11 protein-coding genes and 1 other annotated feature are annotated in these 12,723 nt (G+C 44.6%); of the genes, 1 reads left to right on the forward strand and 10 read right to left on the reverse strand.

The genetic code is table 11. The features are described 5' to 3' along the window. Positions 1-55: 55 nt before the first annotated feature. From CVD19_RS09010 to CVD19_RS09035, 6 genes are all read right to left on the reverse strand, one after another. The gene (locus CVD19_RS09010) at positions 56-1,255 is read right to left on the reverse strand and encodes a putative glycoside hydrolase (RefSeq protein WP_101581511.1); all 1,200 of its coding nucleotides are present in this window, start codon (positions 1,253-1,255) and stop codon (positions 56-58) included. 176 nt (positions 1,256-1,431) lie between these two features. Continuing rightward, positions 1,432-2,367 carry an ABC transporter ATP-binding protein gene (locus CVD19_RS09015; protein WP_101581512.1) on the reverse strand — a complete coding sequence of 312 codons (936 nt, stop codon included), beginning with the start codon at positions 2,365-2,367 and terminating at the stop codon, positions 1,432-1,434. Continuing rightward, entirely contained in the window at positions 2,367-3,434 is a 1,068-nt protein-coding gene (locus CVD19_RS09020) for an ABC transporter ATP-binding protein (RefSeq protein ID WP_101581513.1), read from the reverse strand. The genes CVD19_RS09015 and CVD19_RS09020 overlap by 1 nt, the downstream gene beginning before the upstream one ends. Positions 3,435-3,448: 14 nt before the next feature. Next, the gene (locus tag CVD19_RS09025; RefSeq protein ID WP_101581514.1) at positions 3,449-4,372 is read right to left on the reverse strand and encodes an ABC transporter permease; all 924 of its coding nucleotides are present in this window, start codon (positions 4,370-4,372) and stop codon (positions 3,449-3,451) included. 2 nt (positions 4,373-4,374) lie between these two features. Continuing rightward, positions 4,375-5,310: an ABC transporter permease gene (locus CVD19_RS09030; RefSeq protein ID WP_101581515.1), complete on the reverse strand. Its 936-nt coding sequence runs from the start codon at positions 5,308-5,310 to the stop codon at positions 4,375-4,377. A gap of 103 nt (positions 5,311-5,413) precedes the next feature. Next, positions 5,414-7,060, reverse strand: a complete 1,647-nt coding sequence (locus CVD19_RS09035) for a peptide ABC transporter substrate-binding protein (protein WP_101581516.1) — start codon at positions 7,058-7,060, stop codon at positions 5,414-5,416. Between the two features lie 496 nt (positions 7,061-7,556). After that, positions 7,557-7,797: a binding site (T-box leader), on the forward strand. Between the two features lie 91 nt (positions 7,798-7,888). On the opposite strand from CVD19_RS09035, the gene trpS reads away from it, so the two are divergent. Further along, positions 7,889-8,878 carry a tryptophan--tRNA ligase gene (gene trpS / locus CVD19_RS09040; RefSeq protein ID WP_101581517.1) on the forward strand — a complete coding sequence of 330 codons (990 nt, stop codon included), beginning with the start codon at positions 7,889-7,891 and terminating at the stop codon, positions 8,876-8,878. Between the two features lie 42 nt (positions 8,879-8,920). Here trpS and CVD19_RS09045 read toward each other — a convergent pair whose 3' ends face one another. The 4 genes from CVD19_RS09045 to fabF all read right to left on the reverse strand — a co-directional run bounded on the left by CVD19_RS09045 (position 8,921) and on the right by fabF (position 12,696). Further along, the gene (locus tag CVD19_RS09045; RefSeq protein ID WP_101581518.1) at positions 8,921-9,667 is read right to left on the reverse strand and encodes a YjbA family protein; all 747 of its coding nucleotides are present in this window, start codon (positions 9,665-9,667) and stop codon (positions 8,921-8,923) included. 94 nt (positions 9,668-9,761) lie between these two features. Further along, entirely contained in the window at positions 9,762-9,974 is a 213-nt protein-coding gene (locus CVD19_RS09050; RefSeq protein ID WP_101581652.1) for a hypothetical protein, read from the reverse strand. 231 nt (positions 9,975-10,205) lie between these two features. Beyond that, the gene (locus CVD19_RS09055; protein ID WP_257985067.1) at positions 10,206-10,967 is read right to left on the reverse strand and encodes a DUF2268 domain-containing protein; all 762 of its coding nucleotides are present in this window, start codon (positions 10,965-10,967) and stop codon (positions 10,206-10,208) included. 490 nt (positions 10,968-11,457) lie between these two features. Further along, the gene (gene fabF, locus CVD19_RS09060) at positions 11,458-12,696 is read right to left on the reverse strand and encodes a beta-ketoacyl-ACP synthase II (RefSeq protein ID WP_101581654.1); all 1,239 of its coding nucleotides are present in this window, start codon (positions 12,694-12,696) and stop codon (positions 11,458-11,460) included. Between the last annotated feature and the right edge of the window lie 27 nt (positions 12,697-12,723).

The raw sequence follows: 12,723 nt of genomic DNA on the forward strand, positions 1-12,723 counted from the left end.
CGTATGACAAAGCCTGAGATTCATTTATTCAGGCTTTGTCATTTGTTTCTGTTCTTTATGGCGAGTAATCCACCCCATCGGTGTAATTATTGCTTGCATTCCACAGCAGGAATTCCTTAATGCCCTGCTCGTTCAATGCACGAATCTGTGCTTCCACTTCTGCTTTCCCGTATGGCATGTAATTCCCATTCCCCAGCCAAGATGCGGTGAAGTCCTGGATCCAAGGGCGTGAAACCGGCGGAGACTTTAATTGCGACAGCTTTTCCTTCTCCAGTTTTGCATATTCATGCACTATCCGGTATGGTTGTGTATCAGGTTTCGCAATCCCAAAATAGGAAGTCCAGTGGCTCGGATAGATCATTGATGAAATCACATCAACGTTCTCTGATATTTTGGAAAAGTTTTGTCCGATACCTGGCGCTTCCGGCAAAGTCGCTGTATAGCCAAATATGTCCACCGAAACCTTAACTCCGTACGGCTTAAGCTTTTCCCTCGCATATGCCACAAAATCTGTAACGGCCTGCACACGTTTTTGCACGTTGTCCAGATTCATTTTGTCATAATCCCCACTGGAATATGTCAATGATGTATCCCGATTCTCAAACCCTTCCGGAAACCGGACATAGTCGAATTGAATCTCCTGAAATCCCAGTTTCGCTGCTTCAATCGCTACGCCCACATTATAATCCCATACTTCTTTAACAAACGGATTGACAAATGACTCGCCCCGCCCGTTTTTCCAGACTGCATCGCCTTCCTTGAATGACCATTCCGGTTTGTTGTTTGCCAGGACAGAATCCTTGAACACTACCACTCTTGCAATTGGATAAATTTGCTTATGTTCCAATGTTTTTATCATTTGCCGGGGGTCTTTTATATATGGCTGTGCTATTTGGTTAAATGTTGAAGCTTCTTCCGGGATGTATGTAAGGTTCCCCCTGTCATCTTTAATATCTATGACCATGGCGTTCAGGTCTGTTTGGTCTATCAGGGATGTAAGCCTCGAAAATTTCTCTCCTCCTGCCGAATGACCGGTAACGTATAGACCCCTCACAGCATCTGGATATGTAAAATTAACACCAGGATCGAACTTAAATCTTTCCGTTTGCTTCGGAAGCTCTTTTTCCATTGGCACTGATTCCCGCTTTACCTGCTGACCGGGTTCACTCCGGACCTCACCCTCCGCACCAGCCTGCCGGCAGCCTGATAAGCCAGCCAATAAAATCACTGCCGCCGCCGCATTGTAGAAGTTCATCCACTTGCCCCTTTCCACTGGATCCTTTTTTATAAAAACTCATAATCTCATAATCTATCATACCCACTTTCGACAACTTTAGATATGAAATCATAAATTGGCATATCATTCCATACATTATAAAAATGACCCATAAATGAAAAAAACGATCTCAAATGATTGAGATCGTTCATGAATTAATGTTTATAGCCGGCCTTATACTGCTTTAATTCCTTTTCCGAGCAAAATACAAAGTGTCCCGGGGCGACTTCGCGCATCTCTACTACTTCACCGTCTGCGTACTGGTGTACGTTCGGGTCGTATGATTTTCTCCGGCGCGAGCGTTCAGACTCTGGATCTGGACGGGGGATCGCTGATAATAGTGATTGCGTGTATGGGTGAAGCGGGTTCTTGTACAGAACTTCCGCTGGTGCCAGCTCGACCAGCTTCCCGTAGTACATTACACCAATCCTGTCGCTGATATATTTTACCATCGACAAGTCATGGGCAATGAACAAGTACGTCAATCCTTTTTCACGCTGCAGTTTTTTCATCAGGTTGACAACCTGGGCCTGGATGGACACGTCAAGAGCCGAGATAGGCTCGTCCGCAATGATAAATTCAGGTTCAACGGCAAGCGCACGTGCAATGCCGATACGCTGCCTTTGGCCTCCGGAAAATTCGTGCGGATAACGGTTGGCGTGTTCCTTGTTCAACCCTACAGTTGCGAGAAGTTCATATACCCTTTCCATACGTTCCTTCTTGCTTTTCGCAAGGCCGTGGATATCAATGCCCTCAGCGATAATATCGGCAACCGTCATCCGGGGATTCAGCGAAGCGTAAGGATCCTGGAAAATCATTTGCATCTGGCGGTTGAACTTTTTAAGCTCTTTTTTAGACTTTCTGCCATGCACATTTTCGCCATTTAACAATACTTCGCCGTCTGTAGCATCATAAAGGCGGATGATCGTGCGTCCTGTTGTGGATTTTCCGCAGCCGGACTCACCAACTAAACCGAGCGTTTCCCCTTTATAAATATCAAAAGAGATCCCGTCAACAGCCTTAACCATGTTAGGACGGCCTACATTAAAGTGTTGTTTCAAATTTTTTATTTCAAGCAATTTTTCAGCCATTATTTACCCTCCTTCACTAAAACAGGCTTTTCAAAGGTGGAGGATAGCTTGCGGATACGCCTTTGCACCGCTTCAGGCGGCTCGACTTTAGGCGCATCTGGATGAAGCAGCCATGTCTTTGCAAAATGAGTTTCCGAGATTTGGAACATTGGCGGTTCCTCTTCAAAATCGATTGCCAGTGCATATGGGTTTCTTGCAGCAAAGGCATCCCCTTTTGGCGGATTGGTCAAATCCGGAGGGGTGCCCGGGATTGCCGCAAGCTCAGATTTATCATCATTTTCAAGGCTTGGCATGGATGCAAGAAGGCCCCAGGTATATGGATGGCGGGGATCATAGAAAATCTCGTCTACTGTGCCCATCTCCACGATTTGGCCTGCATACATGACAGCTACACGGTCTGCTACGTTCGCTACAACGCCTAGGTCGTGTGTTATGAATATAATCGATGTATCCATTTTGGCTTGAAGGTCCTTCATCAGCTCGAGAATCTGAGCCTGAATTGTAACGTCAAGCGCAGTTGTAGGCTCATCTGCAATCAACAGCTTAGGATTGGCAGCAAGCGCAATCGCGATCATGACCCGCTGTCTCATACCGCCGGAAAATTCGTGCGGATACTGGTTTACACGCTTCTCAGGCATCGGGATTCCAACGAGGCGGAGAAGTTCAACTGCCCGCTCCTGGGCCGATGCAGTAGACATGTTTTGGTGCTTGATCAGGCCCTCCATAATTTGGCGGCCAACCTTCATTGTAGGATTTAAGGATGTCATAGGATCCTGGAAAATCATGCTGATTTCTTTTCCGCGGACCTTTTCCATTTGTTTATCCGTTTTACGAACGATATCATCCCCATTAAAGAGGATCTGGCCTTTTTTTATTTTGCCAGGCGGCATCGGAATCAGTTTCATGATCGTCTGTGTCGTAACAGATTTACCGGAGCCGGATTCACCAACTATCGCCAAGGTTTCACCTTTATACAGGTCAAAGTTGACACCGCGGACGGCTTTCACTTCTCCACCATATGTTTGGAATGAGACCTCTAAATCTTTTACTTCAAGAATTTTTTCCATTTTCTCTCACTCCCCTATTTCCGTAATCTTGGATCTAATGCATCGCGCATCCCGTCACCAATAACATTAAATGCGAAAATCGTTAAACTGATGAATATCGCCGGGAAGAACAAACGCCATGGATAATACCTGATTGCCGGCAGGCCGTCGGAAGCCATTGAACCCCAGCTCGCCAGTGGAGGAGTCAGCCCGAGGCCGAGGAAGCTTAAGAATGCTTCAGTAAAAATCGCAGATGGCACAGTTAAAGTCATTGTAACAAGAATTGGCCCCATCGTATTTGGGATTAAATGCTTGCTCATGATACGGTTTACGTCTGCCCCCAATGTGCGGGATGCCAAAACATATTCTTGATTTTTCAATGACAGGACTTGTCCACGTACAATCCTTGCCATGTTAATCCAGCCGGTTATGGTCATCGCAAGAATCATGGTTCCCAATCCCTGACCCAATACGACCATTAACAAGATTACTAGTAAAAGATAAGGGACACCCCATAAAATATCGGCAAAACGCATCATGAATTCATCAGTACGTCCGCCTTTGTACCCGGCAATGCCGCCCCATAACACTCCGATTATCAGGTCAGTAAGCGCTGCTGCGACCCCTATGAACAGGGAAATGCGGGCACCATACCAGACGCGGGCAAACACATCGCGCCCGAGGTCATCAGTGCCAAACCAATGTTCACTAGAAGGCGGCTTGTTAGTGTTCGTCAAATCGTTAGCCCTATAGCTGTGCTCGGTCATATATGGTCCAAAGATTGCCATGAAGATAAGGATGAAAAGCAAAACCAAACCAAACATAGCAAGCTTGTTTTTTCGGAATCGAATGGCCACGTCTTTCCAGAATGAAAGACTTGGCTTTGAAATTTTTTCAGCTTCTGAAGCTCTTGCGCCTACAATCTTAAATTTATCATTTGATAGTTGTGGTTGCTGCATGATTATTCTCCTTTCTTTCCGCCAGCCAGCTTAATGCGCGGGTCGATTAAACCATACGCAATGTCGACAAGGAGAATAGAGGCTAACAGGATAATTGAATAGAAAACAGTAACACCCATGATAACTGTGTAATCACGGTTAGCGATACTAAGTACAAAGTGTGATCCTAATCCCGGAATCCCAAAGATTTTTTCGATGACGAAGCTTCCTGTGATGATTCCGGCGGACAATGGCCCCATGTATGAAACAACTGGAAGCAGGGCATTACGGATTGTGTGTTTAACAGTAATCACACCCTGGCTGAGGCCTTTTGATTTTGCTGTCCTGATATAATCGTTGCTTAATACTTCGAGCATGCTGGAGCGGGTCAAACGCGCCACGAATGCCATAGGCGTGGATGCAAGCGCCAACGCCGGCAAAACTGAATGCATGAATGATTCTAATCTCGCAACCGGGAAAAGCCCCAGTTTTATTGCAAGGAAATACTGTAAAAATGTTGCCATGATAAAGCTTGGCACCGATATGCCTAAAACGGCGATGACCATTGCCGTATAATCCTGCCACTTATTGTGCCTTAAAGCAGCTATTACTCCTAGTAATACGCCAAAAGAGACTGCTATCAAAATAGCTTCTAAACCAAGTGCAAGTGAAATCGGAAAACCGTCACTGATTAAGTCATTTACTTCCCGTGATTTATATTTAAATGATGGACCAAAATCAAATTGGGCAACTTTCACCAAGTACTCGCCATACTGGACATACCACGGCTGGTCGAGTCCATAGTGGGCATTTAAGCTTGCCATGATTTCAGCAGACGTTGCCCTTTCTGATGCAAAAGGATTTCCTGGTGCCATTCTCATTAAGAAAAACGTTGCTGTAACAATCAAGTAGAGAGAAATGAGCATGTACAGCAATCGCCTCGCGATATACTTTGCCAATTGACACACCTCCATAACTGGATAAAGCTATAATCAGAAACGAAGGTATATGGGCAGAAAACCCCATATACCTCTGTTTCAAAACATTCAATTATTGCGGCTCTTATTCAATATGAGCCCACTTTAATTGCACATCGCCAAGACCGGATACAACTACATTCTTTACGCTTTCGTTCTGTACCCAAGCGTTAGTGTAGAAGTAAATTGGTGCAACTGGCATTTCATCGACAAAGATCTTTTCAGCGTCTTTCAGCATTTGAAGACGTTTGTCTGGATCACTTTCTTTTTGTGAATCGATCAGAAGCTGTTTGAATTCAGGATGCTCCCATTTAGTATCGTTGTTACCGCCGTCTTTGTCGCGGAACAATTCAAGGAAGTTGATCGGGTCGTTAAAGTCTCCCAACCAGCCCATACGTCCAACCTGGAAGTCACCTTCGTGCAGCTTGCTGATGTAAACCTGCCATTCAGCATTGTCAAGTGAAACTTCTACGCCAAGCTCTTTCTTCCACATATCCTGGATTGCCTGGGCAATCTTCTGGTGTGCTTCGCTTGTGTTGTAAGAAATCTTGATTGGCGGCAGTTCAGAAGCGTCTTTTAGGCCAAGTTCTTTCAAACCTGCGTCAAGGAATTCTTTTGCCTTTGCAGCATCATTATCCTTGAAATAGCCTTTTTCGTTTTCTTTGATCATGGATGGAGGAACAGCAGCCATCGCAGGAATCTGTCCGCCCTGAGTGATATTTTCAACGATTGCCTTACGGTCGATCGCATAAGACAAAGCTTTACGGATATTTTTGTTGTTCAATGGCGGCTTTTCAGTTTGGAACTTGTACCAGTAAGTACCGGCGATTGGTTTGATATTCAGGTTGCCCTGGTCTTTCAACTGTGGAAGGACGTCTGTCGGCAGTGTTCCGAATGGAGAACCAGCCCAGTCCAACTCACCGTTTTCGAACATGGAAAGCTCGGTGTTAGGATCGTTGATCATGAACATTTCTACTTTTTCAAGCTTTACGTTCTTGGCATCCCAATAGTTTTCGTTCTTTTCAATGACGATTTTGTCGCTGTGGGACCATTCAGTCATTTTGAAAGGACCGTTGGAAACATAGTCGTCACCAGCTTCAGTGTGCCATTTTGGATTAGCCTGGGCAACCTTGCTGTTGACTGGGAAATAAGTATAGAAAGCTGTCAGCTCAAGGAAGTAAGGAGTTGGGTTTTCAAGCTCAACTTCCAGAGTTTTGTCATCGATAGCCTTTACGCCAACTTGATCAAGAGGTGCTTTGACTTCAGGATCATTAGCAGCCTGGGCTCCTTTTACATAGTACAGCTGGTAAGCATATTGTGATTCATTTGCCGGGTCAAGGGCCCATTTCCAGGCATATTCAAAATCCTGGGCTGTTACAGGGTCTCCGTTGGACCATTTAGCATCACGAAGTTTGAATGTATATTTCTTCAAGTCTTCTGACGGAGTGATTTCCTCTGCCATCGCTGGCTGCGGCTTTCCGTCCTGGTCAATACGGGTCAAACCTTCAAAAGTTTGTAATAATACACCACCAGAAGTTGCATCATTCGCTAAACCTGGGTTTAATGAAAATGGCTCAGAGTTGATGTTTACGCGCATTTCCTGTGGCTTGGTGCTTTCCTTGCTTCCTTCGCCTTCTCCGCTTTTACCAGCCTCGTCACCTCCGCTGCACGCAGCAAGGAACATGCTGAGAACTAGCAACATGCTGAAGAAGATAGAAAACCTTTTCTTCACGGTATTACCCCCTTATATATTTTTACGCCAAACGAACCACCGTTGTCCATCCTTCCACAAACAACTGTACATCTCAGGTATATTGCTTAAATAATCTGTCAATTTAAGTTATGTGAATTGGCTGACTATTTAAAAGTAACAAAAAAAAATAGGTTTATATTGTTTTTAAATCTCCTAGCAAAATATAAACCTATAATACTTCCTGAGTAATACAGTTTTTTGAGGAAATGTTACAAATACGTTAAGATTCGTTTGTTACGTTTATTATAATGAGTTTAAAAATTTATTGCAAGTAGGATTTTGCGAATAAAATTATAATTTCTGAAAATGATTTTTAATAGAACCCGGCATAATCAGCTTTTAGCCATGAAGTAATCTCTATCACCCTATTCTGAAATAATTTCTGGAACACTTGAAAAGGCAAATTGTCCGTTTTTGCATCGGCTCCTTGATTTTTGGAAAAAAATCGGTTATTTTATTTTATAATAAGTTTAGTAAATCGGCTGAGAGAAAGAGGAGTACATTCGCCCATCGGTTATCAGAGAGTTTGTGGCTGCTGGAAACAAACAACCAGGCGGATGGAATGGACTTTTGAGCTCCAGGGAAGAAAATTTTTTTTTACTGAGTAAGCCCTGGCGTTTAGCCCGCGTTATGAGGCTCCCCTGGCAATGTCCAGTGGAACAGAGTGACTCTTTATGGAGTAATTAGGGTGGCAGCACGGACCATTCGTCCCTATTTAAGCGGGCGGATGGTTTTTTTATTTCACAAAATTACTCTGTCCCGATTCCAAAATCTTGTCTGCCGATATACAACAATAGGAGGATTTAAATGAAGACCATTTTTTCCGGCATCCAGCCCAGCGGCACAATCACACTTGGGAATTATATCGGGGCAATGAAACAGTTTGTCGAGCTGCAGAATGAATACAATTGTTATTTCTGCATTGTTGATGAACATGCGATCACCGTCCCGCAGGACCGGCTCGTTTTACGGAATAATATCCGCAGCCTGGCAGCATTGTATGTTGCGGTTGGAATTGATCCTGAAAGGGCGACCCTGTTCATCCAGTCGGAGGTTCCGGCCCATGCCCAGGCAGGATGGATGATGCAGTGTGTCGCGTATATCGGCGAACTGGAAAGAATGACCCAGTTCAAGGACAAGTCCGCAGGAAAGGAAGCTGTGTCAGCAGGGCTGCTGACGTACCCGCCGTTAATGGCAGCAGATATCCTTCTCTACAGTACAGACCTTGTGCCTGTAGGCGAGGACCAGAAGCAGCATCTTGAGCTCACGAGGGATCTGGCAGAGCGATTCAACAAAAAATATAACGACATTTTCACTATTCCTGATGTACGGATTCCCAAGGAGGGCGCGCGGATCATGTCCCTTCAGGATCCAACGAAAAAAATGAGCAAGTCAGATCCCAACAAAAAAGCCTTTATTAGCATTCTTGATGATCCGAAGACGATTGAAAAGAAAATCAAAAGTGCGGTGACTGATTCTGTCGGCACGATAGCGTTTGACAAAGAAAACAGGCCGGGGATTTCCAACCTTCTCACCATCTATTCAATCATTGCAGGCAAACCGGTTTCCGAACTTGTAAACCAATATGAAGGCAAAGGATACGGGCAGTTTAAAGCAGACATGGCGGAAGCGCTGATCAATGAGTTCCTGCCAATCCAGAACAGATACAATGAATTGATGGAATCCGAAGAATTGGATGAGATTTTGGACCGCGGAGCAGAGAAAGCGAATCGGACAGCGCAAAAAATGCTGAAGAAAATGGAAAATGCCATGGGGCTTGGGAGGAAAAGAAAATAGTGTTTCACAACCAAAAGGAGCTGATCCCAATCAGCTCCTTCTTTAATTCACCTTCGGGCCGTGCTCCATCTCCCATAATTTTTCGAAGAATGGCTGCCCTTTTATTAAGTTTTCGCAGAAGGTGGCGTGTCTTTGGGACCATCCTGACTTTGCATCTGCATATAATTGCTGCCATGCCTCCTCAAAGCTCATCTCCTGGATGTCCCTGTAACGTTCAGGGCTCCATTCGGTATACCAGTACCTTATTTCGGCTACGTTTTTCGACGAATGAAGCTGGTCGAGAGCCATGAATAACAGCTGCTTCAATTGCCGTTCCTTTCTGGTGAGTCCTGACATGAGTCTAGGCTCTGGTGAGAGTATATGGAAATCTTTCGGGGCTGATGCCGGGTTGAATGAATAGCGGGTTTTGTCCTGATTTTCCAGCATTTCATACACCAGTTGTTCCTGCCTGGGAATGAGGCGGCTTTTCCTGATGGGAATATTGTAACCGATTGTATCGACTGCAAGGATTCCAGTCCCGTCCGACGCTACGAAACAATAATCAAGCTGGGTCCGTTCATGATTTTTCCTGAGGTAAGCCTTTTTGTAAATATCATCCAGAAGTTGTTGAGGCAAATCTGCCAGGTCATTCTCAATATAGTTAAATAAAAGGCTGTCAACATGAAGGAGAGGAACCTGGTCCAGAAGTTCTACCCCGTCCTCTTTTCTCCATTCATGAAAATGGCACACATTGTATCCGTTTTCTTCCCCTTCAAACCAGTTCACCCAAACATCATGAAGATATAACATGAATCTAACCCCTCACTTCCAGAAACTGTTTGTCAATCAGTATGGTCAGACGGAAGTAAAATTATTCCTTATTTGAGCGCTTTAAGAATCACTCCTATTGCCGCCGTTTTCCGGAAGGGAAAATGCTCGTCCCAATGATCACAATCCCTGCAGGCAGCGCATAGCACTCAGGTCTTGAGACAATGAATGAAAAAAGCTCCCTAAATTCATGCCCAGCAATGAGAAAGTTTAAATAGGCAATGATGGTAACGCCACCGAATACAGCCACACTAAAGCCGATAAAAAGCATGACAATCCTAAAACCCATGGCTCTTATAATGACGGCAACAGTTTTTAAAATGCCGATACATGTACCCCACTCCAGCCTGTACATTTTTTACATATATATGAAGGATAATTTGATGATATGTATGGGAGTATCGTTCCATGATGACAAACACTATGTTAGGATCCGAAAGAATTGCGGATCTCTGTTTCAATCTGGCCGTGAAGTCCTATCCATCTCTTAAAATAAAAAAAGCCCTTATTTCCGGGCACGCTACAAATTTAATGATTTTATAAACTCGGTTGCAGGGACTAAAAAAGATGCTTTATCTGAAATATTTTCCCGGCGTTTGTATTGCTTCACGATTTCAAAGCCGGCTGCATATCCCAGCAGTTTCGGATAGGTTGCAAGGCCGAAAAGAAGCTCATCATGCAGGCGTGTGTCTTTTTTTACTGACAGATTCGGGGCAAGGTCCTTTCGCCAGTATCGGGCAATCTCTTCCACCGGGATAGAGTCGCACCATTTTGCCTGATATTGTTTCCCGCAGTTTTTTCCTACAGCGTGCTCTGCGAGTCCTTCCATCACCATTGAATCAAGTAGTGTGTAATCACTAATTTCTCTTTTTTGTTTGTTCATACGGCACACATGGTGGTATTCATGCACAAACAGGGCCTCCAGCTCTTTTTCATCCTCAAGCGGTGTTAAAAACAAAAATAATTTATCCTTAAAAGAAACACCTGATTTGCTGTTTCCAGCTTTGACAAGCTGTTTGTTTGATGTGTCCAGCGGAAAAATGTATACAGGTATATCGGGGCCTTTCCATTGTGCCTGATATTTTTTAAAGAGTTTATCGACGGTTTGCCAAATATTGTTCTCTTTCAATTTTTTATAAACTTCCCAGTTGCTCCTGTTCGGCTTGTACATGCCGAATTTGAGCAGCTGGTGATATACAGCGCGCGGATGTTTTTCTTCAAAGCCTTGCATCAGGCTGTTACATATCCTCACCGGATTTTCAAATTGACGGTCCAGCCACAATTCCGTTTCTTCTACCCCAATTTCTTCCCTCCCTTCCCATAATGAATATTTCCATGGATATTTTATGGGATTTTTGCTCGTTTCGTTCTTGCTAAATGGTCAGAAAAAGCTGTCTTCCTCTTTTTCCACAAACAGTGGGGACCTGCTTGAAGGCTGTCAAACTTTTGTGGGATTTTTGGCATAAATCAGCGGAAATTTTGATGTTTTTGCTTAAATAAATTTAGTTGTCAGCAGATTTATGATTATATGCCGCGAAACAGCTACAAATACATCGAAAATTGCATACCTGATTGCACGGTGAAAAATTATTATCCCGGCAACTGCACATTTATTCCCGGTAAATCGCATTATAATCCCGGTAATTTTTTTATAATCCCACTAACTGCTGTTTTATTCCCAGTAGCTGTTTTTATTTGGAACTGAAAGGAAATATTACCATAATTAATACGGCCACAGTACAAATACTGTGGCCGGGAAAGTTATTCTTATTTTATTCATATTTCCGGAATGCAATTGTTGCGTTATGGCCGCCGAATCCAAGGGAATTGCTGATGGCTGCTTTAATTTCCTGCCTCCGGGCTTCGTTCGGCACGTAGTCGAGATCACACTCTGGATCGGGAGTTTCATAATTGATGGTTGGCGGAAGAATTCCTTCTTTTAATGCAAGCACCGTAAAAATGGCCTCGATGCCTCCAGCCGCCCCGAGCAGATGCCCAGTCATCGATTTTGTGGAGCTGACAGCAAGCTTGTAAGCATGTTCACCGAATACGGCCTTAATTGCCATCGTCTCAAATTTATCATTATACTCTGTACTTGTACCGTGGGCATTGATATAGCCAACTTCTTCGGGCTTCATCCCCGCGTCGTCAATCGCCATTTTCATTGCCCTGGCACCACCTTCGCCTTCAGGGGCGGGAGCCGTAATGTGGTAGGCATCGCCAGTTGCTCCGTAGCCTACGATTTCGGCATAAATTTTTGCTCCTCTTGCAAGGGCGTGCTCAAGTTCTTCAAGTACGACGATTCCAGCGCCTTCCCCCATCACGAAGCCATCCCGGTTTTTATCGAACGGGCGGCTCGCCTTTTGCGGGTCGTGATTGGTAGAAAGGGCTGTATTAGCACAAAAACCTGCAAAAGCCATTTTCGTAATCGGAGCTTCTGCACCGCCGGAAATCATCGCATCGGCATCCCCCCGCTGGATAACCTTGAAGGCATCGCCAATGGAATTTGTTCCTGTCGCACATGCTGTAACGGTACATGAGTTGAATCCTTTTGCACCAAGCGTAATTGATACTTGGCCCGCTGCCATATCAGGTATCATCATTGGCACAAAGAATGGGCTGACCCGCCGGTAGCCTCTGTTCAGAAACGTTTCATGCTGCTGCTCGAACGTTTCCATCCCGCCGATTCCAGAGCCGATCCAAACCCCTACCCGGCCGGCATTCTCATCAGTGATTTCAAGGCCTGCATCTTTAACAGCCATCAATGAGGCCGCTATTGCATAATGTGTAAACCGGTCCATTTTTCTTGCTTCTTTTTTTTCTATAAATTGTTCTATATTAAAGTCTTTTATCTCTGCAGCAACTTTTGCCGGATAATCATCGGCATTCAATCTAGTAACAGGCCCGATTCCTGAAACTCCGTTGATCACATTGTTCCAGGCTGTTTCGGCATCATTGCCGACTGGCGAAACTGCCCCGATGCCCGTTATTACAACTCTACGTTTTTCCATTTCCCACATCGTCTCCTTCTCGTGTTC

It is taken from the genome of Bacillus sp. T33-2, from assembly GCF_002860205.1.
GTDB lineage: Bacteria > Bacillota > Bacilli > Bacillales > Cytobacillaceae > T33-2.